Annotated in this window: 17 protein-coding genes; 6 read left to right on the top strand and 11 right to left on the bottom strand. The window is 66.9% G+C overall.

Features of this window, described 5'->3' with window-relative positions; all coding sequences use genetic code 11:
* Positions 1 to 112 precede the first annotated feature (112 nt).
* The 6 genes from AC5LXK_RS08370 to AC5LXK_RS08345 form a co-directional block, all read right to left on the bottom strand.
* Complete coding sequence (locus AC5LXK_RS08370; RefSeq protein WP_493391147.1) at positions 113 to 481, bottom strand: DUF805 domain-containing protein; 369 nt, start codon at positions 479 to 481, stop codon at positions 113 to 115.
* A 343-nt stretch (positions 482 to 824) separates the two neighbouring features.
* The gene (locus AC5LXK_RS08365) at positions 825 to 1751 is read right to left on the bottom strand and encodes a CysB family HTH-type transcriptional regulator (RefSeq protein WP_493391146.1); all 927 of its coding nucleotides are present in this window, start codon (positions 1749 to 1751) and stop codon (positions 825 to 827) included.
* A 75-nt stretch (positions 1752 to 1826) separates the two neighbouring features.
* Complete coding sequence (locus AC5LXK_RS08360; RefSeq protein WP_321785016.1) at positions 1827 to 2885, bottom strand: sulfate/molybdate ABC transporter ATP-binding protein; 1059 nt, start codon at positions 2883 to 2885, stop codon at positions 1827 to 1829.
* A gap of 13 nt (positions 2886 to 2898) precedes the next feature.
* Positions 2899 to 3843, bottom strand: a complete 945-nt coding sequence (gene cysW / locus AC5LXK_RS08355) for a sulfate ABC transporter permease subunit CysW (RefSeq protein WP_493391145.1) — start codon at positions 3841 to 3843, stop codon at positions 2899 to 2901.
* Positions 3840 to 4733 (bottom strand): sulfate ABC transporter permease subunit CysT, encoded by an 894-nt coding sequence (gene cysT / locus AC5LXK_RS08350; protein WP_493391144.1) that lies wholly within the window; start codon positions 4731 to 4733, stop codon positions 3840 to 3842. Before cysT ends, cysW begins: the two co-directional genes overlap by 4 nt.
* Before the next feature lie 122 nt (positions 4734 to 4855).
* The gene (locus AC5LXK_RS08345) at positions 4856 to 5893 is read right to left on the bottom strand and encodes a sulfate ABC transporter substrate-binding protein (RefSeq protein ID WP_059234392.1); all 1038 of its coding nucleotides are present in this window, start codon (positions 5891 to 5893) and stop codon (positions 4856 to 4858) included.
* 264 nt (positions 5894 to 6157) lie between these two features.
* Here AC5LXK_RS08345 and lexA point away from each other — a divergent pair, with 264 nt between their 5' ends.
* The 3 genes from lexA to AC5LXK_RS08330 are packed head-to-tail and all read left to right on the top strand — an operon-like array spanning position 6158 to position 7883.
* Positions 6158 to 6805 carry a transcriptional repressor LexA gene (lexA, locus tag AC5LXK_RS08340; RefSeq protein WP_006754655.1) on the top strand — a complete coding sequence of 216 codons (648 nt, stop codon included), beginning with the start codon at positions 6158 to 6160 and terminating at the stop codon, positions 6803 to 6805.
* Positions 6806 to 6831: 26 nt separating this feature from the next.
* Positions 6832 to 7167, top strand: coding sequence for a hypothetical protein (locus AC5LXK_RS08335; RefSeq protein ID WP_006476078.1), 336 nt, complete (start codon positions 6832 to 6834; stop codon positions 7165 to 7167).
* Positions 7168 to 7196: 29 nt separating this feature from the next.
* Positions 7197 to 7883 (top strand): DUF2939 domain-containing protein, encoded by a 687-nt coding sequence (locus tag AC5LXK_RS08330; protein ID WP_493391143.1) that lies wholly within the window; start codon positions 7197 to 7199, stop codon positions 7881 to 7883.
* 90 nt (positions 7884 to 7973) lie between these two features.
* Here the strand turns inward: AC5LXK_RS08330 and AC5LXK_RS08325 are convergent, their stop codons facing one another.
* Positions 7974 to 8471, bottom strand: coding sequence for a universal stress protein (locus tag AC5LXK_RS08325; RefSeq protein ID WP_493391142.1), 498 nt, complete (start codon positions 8469 to 8471; stop codon positions 7974 to 7976).
* Positions 8472 to 8801: 330 nt separating this feature from the next.
* On the opposite strand from AC5LXK_RS08325, the gene nodI reads away from it, so the two are divergent.
* Together nodI and AC5LXK_RS08315 are read left to right on the top strand one after the other, a co-directional pair.
* Positions 8802 to 9716: a nodulation factor ABC transporter ATP-binding protein NodI gene (gene nodI, locus AC5LXK_RS08320; RefSeq protein ID WP_493391141.1), complete on the top strand. Its 915-nt coding sequence runs from the start codon at positions 8802 to 8804 to the stop codon at positions 9714 to 9716.
* A 6-nt stretch (positions 9717 to 9722) separates the two neighbouring features.
* Complete coding sequence (locus tag AC5LXK_RS08315; RefSeq protein ID WP_493391140.1) at positions 9723 to 10556, top strand: ABC transporter permease; 834 nt, start codon at positions 9723 to 9725, stop codon at positions 10554 to 10556.
* A 37-nt stretch (positions 10557 to 10593) separates the two neighbouring features.
* On the opposite strand, the gene AC5LXK_RS08310 is transcribed toward AC5LXK_RS08315, so the two are convergent.
* From AC5LXK_RS08310 to AC5LXK_RS08295, 4 genes are all read right to left on the bottom strand, one after another.
* On the bottom strand, positions 10594 to 11016 hold the full coding sequence (locus AC5LXK_RS08310) for a hypothetical protein (protein ID WP_493391139.1): 423 nt from the start codon (positions 11014 to 11016) through the stop codon (positions 10594 to 10596).
* A 101-nt stretch (positions 11017 to 11117) separates the two neighbouring features.
* Positions 11118 to 12176: a permease gene (locus tag AC5LXK_RS08305; protein ID WP_493391138.1), complete on the bottom strand. Its 1059-nt coding sequence runs from the start codon at positions 12174 to 12176 to the stop codon at positions 11118 to 11120.
* Complete coding sequence (gene mnmH / locus AC5LXK_RS08300) at positions 12173 to 13300, bottom strand: tRNA 2-selenouridine(34) synthase MnmH (protein ID WP_493391137.1); 1128 nt, start codon at positions 13298 to 13300, stop codon at positions 12173 to 12175. The genes AC5LXK_RS08305 and mnmH overlap by 4 nt, the downstream gene beginning before the upstream one ends.
* 65 nt (positions 13301 to 13365) lie before the next feature.
* A complete protein-coding gene (locus tag AC5LXK_RS08295; protein WP_493391136.1) occupies positions 13366 to 14319 on the bottom strand; it encodes a LysR family transcriptional regulator in 954 nt (317 codons plus the stop codon).
* 165 nt (positions 14320 to 14484) lie between these two features.
* Here AC5LXK_RS08295 and AC5LXK_RS08290 point away from each other — a divergent pair, with 165 nt between their 5' ends.
* Positions 14485 to 15906 (top strand): M20 family metallopeptidase, encoded by a 1422-nt coding sequence (locus AC5LXK_RS08290; RefSeq protein ID WP_493391135.1) that lies wholly within the window; start codon positions 14485 to 14487, stop codon positions 15904 to 15906.
* Positions 15907 to 15927: the final 21 nt, after the last annotated feature.

Raw genomic sequence — 15927 nt, 5'->3', positions numbered from 1 at the left:
GTACCGATTCGCTTCGGCGCGCAACCTGTCTGATCAATATTTAAGGGTTTATTCGGAGCGCGCGATCGTGCTTCGCGACGCGCAAATACGACACTCGCATGGCCGCCACGCGTCACGCCGGATCCTGCGGCGCCGGCGCTTCCTCGCCGAAGCGGTTCGCATGCGGCGTGCCGGCGAGGAAACCGTTCATCACGAACAACGCGATCGCGCCGGCGATCGGCACGAAGATCAGCAGCATCCACCACCCCGACTTGTCGATGTCGTGCAGCCGCTTCACGGTGACCGCGATCCACGACCACATCGCGACGACTGCGATCGCGATCCCGACAAGCGCCACCAGCAGCGGCAGATCGTCGTTCGACGAACCGCGCGAGCCCGCATCGAAGAACGCGCCGAGCAGCCCGGAAGCCAGCGAGTAGAGCCACCACGGCAAGCGCCCGGTGCGGCCTTTGAAGGAAAAGAGAAACCATTTCAGATTCATTGTTCGCCTCTTCGTCGTGCGGCGTGAACACCCGCCGTCAGACAATGCACGCGCATTGAATCATATCTTCTGAAAAATTACCCGGCCGTGATGGCCAGGGATGGCCGAAACCGAATCGAGGCGTTCGCGCGTGCCGTCTTGCTTTTCTGTAGGCAGGAGAACGCAGGTCGATTGCCGTTCGGCACGACGACGCATCAGGCGGCCAATCGCAACAGCGGCCGAAGGTGCGACGAATCGGGCAGATGCGCAGGCCGCAAATGCCCTGCCGCCGTCCTGCACACCGTATCGCGCGCGCGTCGCACCGCCCGCGGCAACAGCCCGGACGGCGCGCCGCGCGCCGTGCTCAAACGGCTTCGCGCAACAGTCCCGCGATTTCCGCTTCGTTCAGGTGCGGCGCGAACATCTCGATCAGCCGGTACGCATACGCGCGCAGGAACGCGCCCTTGCGCAGCCCGACCCGCGTCGTGCTCGCCTCGAACAGATGCTGCGTATCGAGCGCGACGAGCCCGGTGTCGCGCTGCGGATCGTAGGCCATTGCCGCGACCACGCCGATCCCCATCCCGAGCTCGACATAGGTCTTGATCACGTCCGCATCGATCGCGGTCAGCACGACGTCGGGCACGGCGCCCACCTGCGTGAACGCCTGGTCGATATGCGAGCGACCCGTGAAGTCCTGGTCGTACGTGATGATCGGATACTCGGAGATTTCCTCGAGCGTCAGGTTCTCGCGGCCGACGAGCGGGTGACCCTTCGGCACGACGACCGTGTGGTGCCACGAATAGCACGGGAACGTGACGATGTCCGGATAGCGGTCGAGCGCCTCGGTCGAGATGCCGAGATCGGCTTCGCCGTTCAGGATCATCTGTGCGATCTGCTGCGGGCTGCCCTGGCGCAGTGCGAGATGCACCTTCGGGAACACGGTGGTGAACTGCCGGATCACCTTCGGCAGCGCGTAGCGAGCCTGCGTGTGCGTCGTCGCGACGACGAGGTGGCCGCTGTCCTGGTCGGCGAACTGGCGCGCGACGCGGCGCAGGTTCTCGGCGTCGAGCAGCATCCGCTCGATCAGCTGGTGCACGGCCTTGCCGGGCTCCGTCAGCCCCGTCAGCCGCTTGCCGCGCCGGATGAAGATGTCGACGCCCAGTTCATCCTCGAGATCCTTGATCTGCTTCGACACGCCCGACTGCGACGTGTACAGCACGTTCGCGACTTCCGTCAGGTTCATGTTCTGGCGCACCGCTTCGCGCACGAACCGCAATTGCTGAAAATTCATGGGTATGCCTCTTAGGCTGTCGTTGTTTGATTATCGATCCGGAGCGAATCCCGCCCCCTGCCCTGCATTCTCGCCTCAACGCGCGGGAAATACGCGCACCGCACGCGGCACGGCCGTCGCACCGTCGCCGACCTGCAGCGCGAGCGCACGCCACGCGTCGCGGTCGAGTTCCGCCTCGAGTGCGCCACCGGCGCGCGCCTCGAGCTCCACGCGCACCGAACCGCCGAGCGGAATCACGCGGCGCACGTCCACCGCGATCCCGTCGCGATGCCCTTCGCCCGCCGGCCACAGCTGCAGGTCGTGCGGTCGCACGTAGGCATTCGCGGGGCCGGCGAAATCGGCGTCGACCTCGATCGGCGCAGCCGCGCCCTCGGCGACGAAACCGCGCCCGGCAACCGTGCCCGGCAGCCGGTTGGCCGCACCGAGGAACTCGTACACGAACGCGCTTTGCGGATGATCGTAGACGTCCTGCGGGCTGCCGACCTGCTCGACGTGGCCGCGGTTCAGCACGACGATGCGATCCGCGACTTCCAGCGCCTCCTCCTGGTCGTGCGTGACGAAGATCGTCGAGATGTGCAGATCGTCGTGCAGGCGGCGCAGCCAGCCGCGCAGCTCCTTGCGGACCTTCGCGTCGAGCGCGCCGAACGGCTCGTCGAGCAGCAGCACCTTCGGCTCGACCGCGAGCGCGCGGGCGAGCGCAATGCGCTGGCGCTGGCCGCCCGACAGCTCGGACGGATAGCGCTGCGCGAGCCAGTCGAGCTGCACGAGCTTCAGCAGTTCGTGCACCTTGTCGCGAATCACCGCTTCCGACGGCCGCTCGCGACGCGGCTTCACGCGCAGCCCGAACGCGACGTTCTCGAACACCGTCATGTGACGGAACAGCGCGTAGTGCTGGAACACGAAGCCGACCTGGCGGTCGCGTGCGCCGACCGACGCGACGTCGAGCCCCTGCAGCACGACCTGGCCGGCGTCCGCGTGCTCGAGGCCCGCGATCACGCGCAGCAGCGTGGTCTTGCCGCAGCCGGACGGCCCGAGCAGCGCGACCAGTTCGCCGGGCGGGAAGTCGAGCGACACGTTGTCGAGTGCGGTGAAATCGCCGAAGCGCTTCTGAAGGTTACGGACGGTGATACCCATTCTGGTTGCCTCTTTACGATTTCGACGAAACGACGGCGACAGGGCCGGCATGTGCGGGAACGGCGTCGCGCGCGCCGGCCAGTTCGGCGGCGAGATGACGCTCGGCGATCAGCTTCAGCGCGAGCGTGACGAGTGCGAGCAGCGCCAGCACCGACGCCACCGCGAACGCCGCCGCGAAGTTGTATTCGTTGTACAGGATCTCCACGTGCAGCGGCATCGTGTCGGTCTGGCCGCGGATATGGCCCGACACGACCGACACCGCGCCGAATTCGCCCATCGCGCGCGCATTGCACAGGATCACGCCGTACAGCAGGCCCCACTTCACGTTCGGCAGCGTCACGCGGCGGAAGATCTGCCAGCCCGACGCACCGAGCACGCGCGCGGCTTCTTCCTCGTCGGTGCCTTGCGCCTGCATCAGCGGAATCAGCTCGCGCGCGACGAACGGGAACGTGACGAAGATCGTCGCGAGCACGATGCCCGGCACCGCGAAGATGATCTGCACGTCGTGATCCTGCAGCCACGGCCCGAGCCAGCCCTGCGCGCCGAACAGCAGCACGTACACGAGGCCCGAGATCACCGGCGACACCGAGAACGGCAGGTCGATCAGCGTCGTCAGCAGCGCCTTGCCGCGGAATTCGAACTTTGCGATCGCCCACGACGCGCATACGCCGAACACGAGGTTCAGCGGCACCGCGATCACGGCGACGGTCAGCGTCAGCTTGATCGCCGACCAGGCGTCGGGATCGGCCAGCGATTCGAGATAGAAGCCGACGCCCTTGCGCAGCGCCTCGACGAACACCGCGGCGAGCGGCACGACGAGGAAGAAGGCGAGGAACGCCAGCGCGATGCCCGTGAGCAGCCAGCGCACGCCGCGCGATTCGCTGACGGGGTCGAGCCGTTTCGCGGCACGCGCGGCCGGCGACGGGGTTTTCAGCACGACGGTGGCCTCCTGGCTCATTGCTGGCCTCCTGCTGCGACGGCGTTGACGGTGGCCGGCGCCGGGCCGCTTGCGCCCTTGCTCGTCCTGCGCTGCAGGTACCACTGCAGCGTGTTGATCAGCAGCAGCATCAGGAACGACACGACCAGCATCACGACCGCCAGCGCGGTCGCGCCTGCATAGTCGTACTGCTCGAGCTTCGTGATGATCAGCAGCGACGTGATCTCGGATTTCATCGGTACGTTGCCGGCGATGAAGATCACCGACCCGTATTCGCCGAGCGCGCGCGCGAACGCGAGCGCGAACCCGGTGAGGAGCGCCGGCAGCACGGCCGGCAGCACGACGCGACGGAACGTCAGCCAGCGCGACGCGCCGAGGCACGCGGCCGCTTCCTCCAGCTCGCGCTCGAAATCCTCGAGCACCGGTTGCACGGTGCGCACGACGAACGGCAGCCCGATGAAGGTCAGCGCGACCAGCACGCCGGCCGGCGTGAACGCGATCTTGATGCCGAGCGGCGCGAGATACTGGCCGACCCAGCCGTTGGTCGCATAGACGGCCGCGAGCGAGATGCCGGCGACCGACGTCGGCAGCGCGAACGGCAGGTCGACGATCGCATCGACGAGGCGCTTGAACGGGAACGTGTAGCGCACCAGCACCCACGCGACGAGGAAGCCGAACACGGCGTTGATCAGCGCGCCGCCGAGTGCGGACAGGAACGTCAGCCGGTACGACGCGAGCACGCGCGGCGACGTGACGGCGGTAACGAACTGGTCCCACGACAGCGTCGCGGTCTTCAGGAACGTGGAGGCGAGCGGAATCAGCACCACGAGGCTCAAATAGGCCACCGTGATGCCGAGTGTCACGCCGAAACCGGGCAGCGCGCTCGGCTTGCGAAAGGTGTACGTCGTCATCGGATGCTCTTGCTGGGTCGTTGCTGCTCACGGGCCCGACGCAAACGCCGGCGCAGTGAATCGCGCCGGCGGGCTGTCGGGGATGCGGCGCGCTGTCGTGGCGCGCCGCTGTCGTTATGGCGTTACTGCGGCTTGTAGATCGAGTCGAACACGCCGCCGTCCGCGAAATGCGTCTTCTGCGCATTCGTCCAGCCGCCGAACGTATCGTCGACCGTGTACAGCTTCAGCTTCGGGAACTGCTTCGTCAGCTCGGCCGGCACGTTCTTCGAGCGCGGCCGGTAGTAGTTGCGCGCCGCGATTTCCTGGCCCTGCGGGCTGTACAGGAAGTTCAGGTAGGCATCTGCCAGCTTGCGCGTGCCCTTCTTGTCGACCACCTTGTCGACCACCGCCACCGGCGGCTCGGCCAGGATGCTCACCGACGGCACGACGATCTCGAACTTGTCGGTGCCGAATTCCTTGACCGACAGGAACGCCTCGTTTTCCCATGCGATCAGCACGTCACCGATCCCGCGCTGCACGAAGCTCGTCGTCGCGCCGCGCGCGCCCGAATCGAGCACGCCGGCGTTCTTGTAGAGCTTCGTGACGAATTCCTTCGCCGTCTGCTCGTTGCCGCCCGGCTTGTGTACGGCGTACGCCCATGCGGCCAGGTAGTTCCAGCGCGCGCCGCCCGACGTCTTCGGGTTCGGCGTGACGATCGAGATGCCCGGCTTGGTCAGGTCGTCCCAGTCCTTGATCCCCTTCGGGTTACCCTTGCGCACCAGGAACACGATCGTCGACGTGTACGGCGATGCGTTGTCGGGCAGGCGTTTCTGCCAGTCCTTGTTCACCAGGCCCTTGTTCGCGAGCGCGTCGATGTCGTACGCGAGCGCCAGCGTGACGACGTCCGCCTGCAGGCCGTCGAGCACCGAGCGCGCCTGCGCGCCCGACCCGCCGTGCGACTGCTTGAAGTTGACGGTCTCGCCCGTCTTCGCCTTCCACTCCTTGCCGAACGCCTGGTTGAAATCCTGATACAGCTCGCGCGTCGGGTCGTACGACACGTTCAGGAACGTCGTATCGGCCTGGGCATGCGTTGCGACGCCCAGCGCCGCCGCCGCGCCCAGCGCGAGTGTTGCGATCAGGCGGCCCACTCCGCCCACCAGCCCCGTATTGCGCTTCGCCATCCTTGGTTCTCCAGTGTTGTCGGTATTGCGATGTCGGGCCAGTCTAACGAACGGGTTACATGATTAAAAATAATCGTTCCTCATTTTTTAATACTCAAAAGTGCTAACGCAGACGGGACGGACGGTTGCGGCGGATAAACCGGCGTTTTAGCGCCGCCGGATCACGCCGGAACCGGCGTGATCGCGTCGAACCTCACGTAACACTTGAAATTCGCGAAGTACTGTATAAAAATACAGCTCACTGTCTATCCATACAGTTAAGCCATGACCAAACTCACCGCCCGTCAGCAGCAAGTGTTCGACTTGATCCGTCGCGCGATCGAGCGTTCCGGATTCCCGCCCACCCGTGCCGAGATCGCGGCCGAGCTGGGTTTCAGTTCGCCGAATGCGGCCGAGGAGCACCTGCGTGCGCTGGCGCGCAAGGGTGTGATCGAGCTGGCCGCCGGCGCGTCGCGCGGCATCCGCCTGCTCGGCATCGACGACGCCCCGCACCAGTTCACGTTGCCGCACGCCGGCCTGATGCAGCTGTCGCTGCCGCTCGTCGGCCGCGTGGCAGCCGGTAGCCCGATCCTCGCGCAGGAGCACATCTCGCAGCACTACGCATGCGATCCCGCGCTGTTCACCAGCAAGCCCGACTACCTGCTGAAGGTGCGCGGCCTGTCGATGCGCGACGCCGGCATTCTCGACGGCGATCTCCTCGCCGTGCAGAAGCGCACGGAAGCGAAGGACGGCCAGATCATCGTCGCGCGTCTCGGCGACGACGTCACGGTCAAGCGCCTGATGCGCCGGCCGGGCGGTCTCGAGCTGATCGCGGAGAATCCGGATTACGAAAACATCTTCGTCAAGGCCGGCAGCGCGGAATTCGCGCTGGAAGGCATCGCCGTCGGGCTGATCCGCTCGGGCGAACTCTGACATTCCGTCTCGCTGAGGAGAACATCATGGAACGCCTTGCCCGTCTGCTGCCTTTCCGTCAATTCGGCCGCCTGCGTCACCTGCGCGGCCGCACGCCCTGCGCACCGCTGTCCGCGGCCGCGCCCGTGCAAGAAGAAGTCGCAGTCGAACGGCAGGCGTCCCTGCTGCCGTCAGCACTCCCCGCGTTCGCGCGGGTATCGCTGAACGCCGGTCTCAATCACGCGGAACCCGCGCGCCGCGCGCCGGTGCGTGTCTATCACGGCCGTTCACGCCTGATCATGGTCGGTACGATCGATGCGGTGTGCCGGATGATCGATCGCTGCATTGCAGAGGAACGATCGGCTACGCCGGGCGGTCTCTGATTGCGGAACATGTCCGCACCGGAGGCAACGTGACTGGTTCGCCGAGCCGCGCAAGGCGACTCAAGCCCCTGTTGATCGTCGCGCTGGTCGTCGCGATCATTGCGGCGATCGGCTATGCGTACGCGTCACCGTACGTCGCGCTCGGTCGCCTGAAATCGGCGATCGATGCGCGCGACGCGCAGGCAATCAGCGAGTATGTCGATTTTCCGTCGCTGCGCATCAGCCTGAAGCAGCAGGTCACGGAAGAGTTGATGCGCCGGATCGACGCGGTGAAGAAGAACAATCCGTTCGCGGTGATCGGTGCGCTGATCGGGTCCGCGCTGATCGGCCCGCTGGTCGATGCGTACGCGACCCCGGAGGGTGTCGCCGCGCTGATGAGCGGCTTGCCGCCGCGCGGCAATCCGGGCGAGCGTCCGCCTGACTGGTCGAATCTGCCGCAAGGCAACACATCGGGCAACACACCGGCCAATCCGGCCCCCGCAAGTGCCGCCGCAGCGAGCGCCAACGCATCCGTCACGGCGGCGTCAACGCCCGCGCCTGCCGCGCCGGCCCCGAGCGAGGCGCAGCATCCGCAGCAAACCAGTGCGGGCTACCGGAATATCGACGAATTCGTCGTGACGTATCAGCGCAGCGCCGACGGCACGCGCTATGCGGCGATCTTCCACCGCTTCGGGCTGTTCTCGTGGAAATTGTCCGCGATCGACCTGCATGCGTAACGCAGCAGGACGCGCGACGCATGCACCGCTGAAGCGGTGCGGCGCCTGACCGGCACGAATCGCCGGTCAGGCAGCCATCGAGCCTTCAGATCATTTGCCGTTCGCCGTGGCCGCTTCACGCTCGCGTGCGATTTCGGCCTTCTGCTCTTCCGCCGACGAACACGCCACCAGAATGCTGCAGTTCACGCGGTCGAGCAGTTGCGTATTGCCCGATCCCATCCACCATCTCGACAGTCCGCTGCGGCACCGGTGGCCGACCACGACGAGATCGGCCTTCAGCTCCGACGCGAGATTCGCGATTTCGTCGATCGGATAACCGAACGCGAAATGGCCTTCGGCCTGCACGCCGCGCTCGCGTAGCCAGTTCACGCCTTCCTGCAGGATTTCACGCGCGGTTTCCTCGAAGCGGCCGCATGCGACATCGGTCAGCAAACCTGCGCTTTGCGCAATGCTCGACCGCATGTCGACGACCGACAGCAAGTGCGTCTCGGCCTTCAGGTCCATTGCGAGGTTGGCGCCGCAACGCAGTGCCTTGCGCCCTTCGAGCGTGCCGTCGTAACACAGCAAAATCTTGTTGTAGCTAGCCATGAAACCTCCCTATCGCGACAACGAGCCTACGCATTCATCATGGTGCGCCGCAATTCAGGACGCAAGGGATGGAAAACGCTGATTCGCCCCGCCCGGCGCGTGCGCGATGATGCAGTGCACGATCGGTGCGCCCATGCATCGCACCGTGCAGGCATGCCCTGAAGAGACGCAGCCGATGCACTAGAATGGCCCGTTCGTACTCCAGCGGGTCATACACGCCGGCGTTGTGCGCTTCGGTCATGCTCATGTGACACGCATTCGTCCGATCCGTTCGCCAGCCGGCCGCACAGCGGGCAGCGGAACGCGCCCGCTCACAACGACAACATGCCCATGTCCGTCGCACCGATCGATTTCCGGAACGTCGAAAAACGCTATGGCGACAAGCTCGTCGTCAACGGCCTCTCCTTCAGCGTGCAGGCCGGCGAATGCTATGGCCTGCTCGGGCCGAACGGTGCCGGCAAGACCACGACGCTGAAGATGCTGCTCGGTCTCGCGCATCCCGATGCCGGCGCCATTTCGCTTTGCGGCGAACCGGTTCCATCCCGTGCGCGACACGCGCGCCAGCGTGTCGGCGTCGTCCCGCAGTTCGACAATCTCGACCCCGACTTCACCGTGCGCGAGAACCTGCTCGTGTTCAGCCGCTATTTCGGGATGTCGGCACAGGCCGCACGTGCACTCGTGCAGCCGCTGCTCGAATTCGCGAGACTCGAGAACAAGGCCGATGCGAAGGTCGGCGAGTTGTCGGGCGGCATGAAGCGCCGCCTCACGCTCGCCCGCGCGCTCGTCAACGATCCCGACGTGCTGGTGCTGGACGAGCCGACGACGGGCCTCGATCCGCAGGCGCGGCATCTGATGTGGGAACGGCTGCGCTCGCTGCTCGCGCGCGGCAAGACGATCCTGATCACCACGCATTTCATGGAAGAAGCCGAACGCCTGTGCGATCGGCTGTGCGTGATCGAGGAAGGCCGCAAGATCGCCGAGGGCGCGCCTCACGCGCTGATCGAATCGGAGATCGGCTGCGACGTGATCGAGATCTACGGGCCCGATCCGGCCACCCTGCGCGACGAGCTGTCGGCATTCGCCAGGCACACCGAGATCAGCGGCGAGACGCTGTTCTGCTACGTGGCCGACCCCGAACCGCTCAGCGCACGGCTCAAGGGGCGCCCCGGGTTGCGCTATCTGCATCGCCCGGCCAATCTGGAGGATGTGTTCCTGCGGCTCACGGGCCGCGAAATGCAGGACTGATCGACCATGGACGTGCGCAACTATTCCGCTGCAACACCATCGGCCCCGCCGCGCGAATCGCGCTTCGCGATCGCGATGCCCGCGAATGCCACCAACTGGATCGCCGTCTGGCGGCGCAACTATCTCGTCTGGCGCAAGCTCGCGCTCGCGTCGATGTTCGGCAATCTTGCCGATCCGATGATCTATCTGTTCGGGCTCGGTTTCGGGCTCGGCCTGATGCTCGGCCACGTCGACGGCGTGTCGTACATCGCGTTCCTCGCGGCCGGCACGGTCGGGTCGAGCGTGATGATGTCCGCGAGCTTCGAGTCGATGTATTCGGGTTTCTCGCGGATGCACGTGCAGCGCACGTGGGAAGCGATCATGCATACGCCGCTCGCACTCGGCGACATCGTGCTCGGCGAAACCGTCTGGGGGGCCAGCAAGGCGATGCTGTCGGGCGTCGCGATCATGCTCGTCGCCGGGGTACTCGGCTATGCGCAGTTTCCGTCGATGCTCGCGGCGCTGCCCGTGATCGCGCTCGCCGGCCTCGCGTTTGCCAGCATCGCGATGATCGTCACGGCGCTCGCGCCGTCCTACGATTTCTTCATGTTCTATCAGACGCTCGTGCTGACGCCGATGCTGCTGCTGTCGGGTGTGTTCTTCCCGATCACGCAGTTGCCACCGATCGCACAGCACGCGGCGCAGGCGCTGCCGCTCGCGAACGCGGTCGAACTGATCCGGCCCGCGATGCTCGGCCGGCCGGCAACCGACATCGCCTTGCACGTCGCGGTGCTCGCCGGCTACGCAGTCGGCGGGTTCCTGCTGTCCGCGTGGCTGTTCCGGCGGCGGATGATGCGCTGACGGCCGGCGCAGCGGGCGCCGGCATCACGCGACGACGTTACTCGTCGTCGTCGCTCCACGGGATCTCGACGTCGGTCAGGAACGCGACGGTCGCGAGCGGGCCGCCTTCCTGGCGACCGAGCTTACCGTCCGCGCGATGCCATTCGACGCGGAACTGCGTGCCCGGATCGTCGGCCACCAGGTAGACCGAGCGCAGCTCTTCCTTTTCGGCTTCGTCCACCGGGCCGTCGAACGACACCAGCATCTTCTGCGGCCACAGGCCGTTGACGGGATCGTAAATACGGTCGCCCTGCGGAATGTCGACGCTGGCATCGACACCGATCGTTGCGGAGGCCTCGATGATCATCGTGCCGAGTGCGTTCAGCACGGCAGTCGCCCGCGCGGAATTGGCCTGGCGGATCGCGAGATCGCCGCGCGTCAGCGCCTTTTCGAGTCGAGGATGAATCTTCGGTTGGGTCATGCGTTTTCCTGTTTGCTTCTTGTAAAGGGCACCGCACGCGTGAAGCGGCGGCGCCGGATAAATACGACGAACGCGCCCGACCGGCACGTCGCCTGCGTGCGTCAGAACCCGAGCGCGATCGCGAGCAGGCCGCTCACGATCCCGAACACGACGACCAGCGTCGCGACGATCGCCAGCATGTACGGCTTGAACGAACGCGCGAGCATCGCGAGCGACGGCACGCTGATCGGCGGCAGCGTCATCAGCAGCGCGGCGGCCGGGCCGACGCCCATGCCGAGCGACAGCATTGCCTGAATGATCGGCACTTCGCCGGCCGTCGGGATCACGAACAGCATGCCCGCGACCGCGAACGCGACGATCCAGCCGAGATGATTGCCGATGTCCGGACCGATGTGCGGGAACAGCCACGCGCGCGCGGCGCCGAGCAGCAGCACGAGCACGATGTATTCGGGTACCAGCCGCACGGACATGCGCGCGAGCAGTTTCATCCAGCGGACGAACGGATTGCCGGCCGCGGCCTGCTCGGCTGCCAGCGCGGCGAGCTGCGCATCGTCGATGCTGCGGTCTTCAGGGCGCGCGATGCGGTTCAGCAGATAGCCGATCCCGAACACCATCACGATGCCGAGCACGAGGCGCAGCGCGCTCCAGTGCCAGCCGAGCACGAAACCCATGAACACCAGCGCCGCCGGGTTCAGCACCGTGTTGCCGAGCCAGAACGCGACCGCGCCGCCCGGCGACGCATGCCGCTCACGCAAGCCCGCGACGACCGGCGCCGCGCAGCACGTGCACATCATCCCCGGCAGCGACAGCAGGCCGCCCGCGGCGACGCTGCCGAATCCCGTGCGACCGAGCACGCGCGCCACCCAGTGCGCAGGCAGCAGCGCCTGCACGGCCGAGCCGAGCAGCAGGCCGAGCACCATCGCCTGCCAGATCGCCTTGCCGTACGCCCATGCGTAGTCGAGCGCGGCCTTCAGCGACGGCTCGGGGGCGGCCGCCGACGTGCCCATCAGGATCGACTGGCCGATCGAATGATGCTCGGCGGCGACAAATGCCTTGTTGTAATACGGAAACCATTTCACGTAGAACAGTCCCGCGACGGCAATCAGCAGGAAGGTCATCCAGCCGAGGGCCGGACTGGGTTGGGTGCGTGCGGTCGTCATCGTGTGGTCGTCGATTGGTCTTGGTCGGTTTCGGATTTCGCGCCGGCGGCAAGCGCGGCCGATGCGGGCAACCCGGCCTGCGCGAGTTCGGCCAGCAGCGTGCGCGCCTGATCGCGCCCGTCGGTCGCGTTGGGCCGGAACGTGAACGTCAGCGCCCGGTTCGGCTTGTTATAGGTCGCGCGATAGGTCCGCGCGTAAGCGGGATCGTAATGCTTGTCGATCAGCTCGGCGAACAGTTCGGCGCGCGCGTTCGCATCGATCAGCGCGTTCCAGTGCGTCACCTGTTCGCGGCTGTGCAGGCCGATCAGCCGATGAAGCTGCGCCTTGAACGCGTCCGGTTCGTCGAACAGGTGCGCGTAATCGTCGAGCAGGAACGCGATCCGCTCGTCGTGCGCCGCGTCGACGTGCACCCACGGCCCCGCGTGAAACGCTTCGATCAGCGCGATCGGCAACTGCACGAGCCCGATCCTGCGGCTTTCCGACTCGACGAACACCGGCCATTCGGGGTCGAAACGGCCAAGCGTTTCGACGAGCCCCGAATCGAACCCCTTTTGCGCCGGCTGCGGCTTGCCCGGCAGCGCGCCGAGCAGCGAGCCGCGATGACACGCGAGCGCCTCGAGATCGAGCGTCTGCGCGCCCACGTCGCGCAGCGCGTTCAGCAGGCGCGTCTTGCCGCAGCCCGTATGGCCGACCAGCGCGATATAGCGAAAGCGCGTCGGCAGCGAATCGAGCGTCGCGCACACCGATTGGCGGTACGCCTTGTAGCCGCCGTCCAGCTGGCGCGCCTTCCAGCCGATCAGGTTGAACCAGGTCGTCATCGAGCCCGAACGCTTGCCGCCGCGCCAGCAATAGATCAGCGGCCGCCAGTTGCGCGGCCGGTCGGCGAACGTCGTGTCGAGATGGCGTGCGATGTTGCGCGCGACGATCGCCGCGCCGACGCGCGTCGCCTCGTACGGCGACACCTGCCGGTACATCGTGCCGACGAGCACGCGCTCTTCGTTACTGAGCACGGGCGCGTTCAGCGCGCCGGGAATGTGGTCCTCGGCGAACTCGAGCGGCGTGCGCACGTCGATGATCTCGTCGAACTCGCCGGCGCGATCGAGGGTGACAATCAGGTTCTTCAATTTGGCGTCGAACGGGGGCGATGCGGCTCGATGAGCCGCATGGGCAAGGAAAGGCGGATTGACGATTATCTCACGGGCCGGCGTCTCGGGCCTCGCATGGCCGTCGGCGGCGCCGATGCGACCTGCATCGCGTCGATCAGGTGGTCGCGGAACGCGCGTACCGACGTGGGCAGATCGCGCCCCGCCATCGTCTGCACCTGGATGCTGCGCTCGCGCAGTTGCGGGTTCGTCACGGGTACGACGACGAAGCCGTCCGCATCGAAACGGTCGCGTACCGACAGCAGCCCCGTGAACATCACGGCCCCCGTGCGCCGCGCGTAGCCGTACATCGCTGCCGTGTTGTTGCTCGTCAGCTCGGGCTCGAGCAGCAGCCCGTCGAGTGCGCATGCAATGTCGATCAGCTGGCGCACCGTCGTGCCGGCCTCGGGCAGCACATGCGCGTGCCGTGCGACGTCAGTGAGCGATACCGCTTCGCGCGCCGCGAGCGGATGGTCGTGGCGCACCAGCGCGAAGACCGGCGCGCGCTCCGTGTGCTCGACGCGCACACCCTTCTCCGGCGCGAGGCTGAACGTCAGTGCAATGTCCGCATCGCCGTCGCGCACGCGCCGCGTCGCCTCCGCCGGCGACACTACCCACACGGTGAAATCGACGCCCGGATGACGCGCCTTGAAGCTTGCGAGCGCGCCGGGCAGGAAGTCGATCGCGAACCCTTCGGAGCAGGCGATTTTCAGCAGGCTGCCGTGCAGCGCATCGAGCCCGCCGATGTCCTTCATCACGTGCTCGGCCTCCAGCAGGCTGCGCTGCGCGAACGCCAGCAACCGCTCGCCGGCTTCCGACAGCGCCATCCCGCGCGGTCGGCGCTCGAACAACGGTGCACCGAGCTCGCTTTCCAGCTTCGCGATCTGGCGGCTGATCGCCGACACGGCCACGTGCAGCCGCGCGGACGCGTCGCTGATCGAGCCGGTGCGCGCCACCTCGACGAAATACCGCAACGCCAGGCCATGCAGGAAAGCCGCCATTGTTCTGTCCCCGGGCCCCATCCGGCCGCGTTGCTTTGCCTTTTCGGCAAAGGAAGGTTCGAAATTCGATCATTGTGACAAAAAAAACGGCTTTCTAGAATCGATCGCACTTCACGTTGCCTGCGCGGCCCACGCGCGCAGCGAACCCGACAGAGGAGACACGACTTGAGCCGTACCGCCGCCATCCAGCACGCGCTGAACCAGTTCGAATCCGGTGCGTTCTTCACGACCCTCAGCCGTCGCGTCGGCCTGCGCACCGAAAGCCAGGACAGCGGCAACGAAGCCGCGCTGCGCGCGTACCTGACCGACGAGATCGCCCCCGAGGCTGCACGCCTCGGCTTCACGTCGCGGATCGTCGACAACCCCGTCGACGGCGGCGGCCCGTTCCTGCTCGCGTCGCGCCACGAAGACGATGCGCTGCCGACGGTACTGATCTACGGCCACGGCGACGTCGTGCGCGGCTACGACGCGCAATGGCGCGCGCCGCTGTCGCCGTGGACGCTGACGGCCGACGGCGACCGCTGGTACGGCCGCGGCAGCGCCGACAACAAGGGCCAGCACACGATCAACCTGGCGGCGCTGGCGAGCGTGCTCGATGCACGCGGCGGCCGGCTCGGCTTCAACGCGAAACTGCTGATCGAGATGGGCGAGGAAACGGGGTCGCCGGGCCTCGACGCGCTGTGCCGCCAGGAGCGCGACGCGCTCGCGGCCGACGTGCTGATCGCGTCCGACGGCCCGCGCATCGCCGCCGCGCGCCCGACCGTATTCCTCGGCTCGCGCGGCTCGGTCAATTTCAAGCTGAGCCTGCGCGCCCGCGACGGCGCGCATCACTCCGGCAACTGGGGCGGGCTGCTGCGCAATCCGGCGATCGTGCTCGCGCATGCGCTCGCGAGCCTCGTCGACGCGCGCGGCGCGATTCGCGTCGAGGGGTTGCGCCCGCCGCCGATCCCGGCGGCCGTGCGCGACGCGCTCGCCGACCTTTCCGTCGGCGGCGGCCCCGGTGATCCGGCGCTCGACGCCGACTGGGGCGAGCCCGGCCTGTCCGCGGCCGAGCGCGTGTTTGGCTGGAACACGTTCGAGATCCTCGCGTTCAAGGCCGGCAATCCCGAGCACCCCGTCAACGCGATCCCGCCCGTCGCGTATGCGCACTGCCAGTTGCGCTTCGTCGTCGGCACCGACTGGGAAGCGCTGCCTGCGCACCTGCGCGCGCACCTCGATGCGCACGGCTTCGCCGACATCGAGATCGACGTCGAACGCGGCGCGCCGGCCACACGCGTGCCTCCGGACGATCCGTGGGTCCGCTGGGCCGTCGCGTCGCTGGCGCGCACCACCGGCAAGAAGCCCGCGATCCTGCCGAATCTCGGCGGCACGCTGCCGAACGAAGTATTCGCCGACACGCTGGGGTTGCCGACGCTGTGGGTGCCGCACTCGTACCCCGCGTGCTCGCAGCACGCGCCCGACGAGCATCTGCTCGCGAGCGTCGTCAGCGAGGGGCTGCAGATGATGGCCGGCCTCTTCTGGGATCTCGGCGACGACGCGCCGCCCGTTCGCCGCGCGGCATCCGCCGCGTCCGGCGCCGCCCTGTAACGCGCTTCACCCCTTTCACGG

The sequence above is a fragment of the Burkholderia pulmonis genome (genome assembly GCF_984667975.1).
The sequence above is the reverse complement of the archived record's forward strand: the minus strand, read 5'-3'. Positions and strand labels throughout refer to the sequence as shown.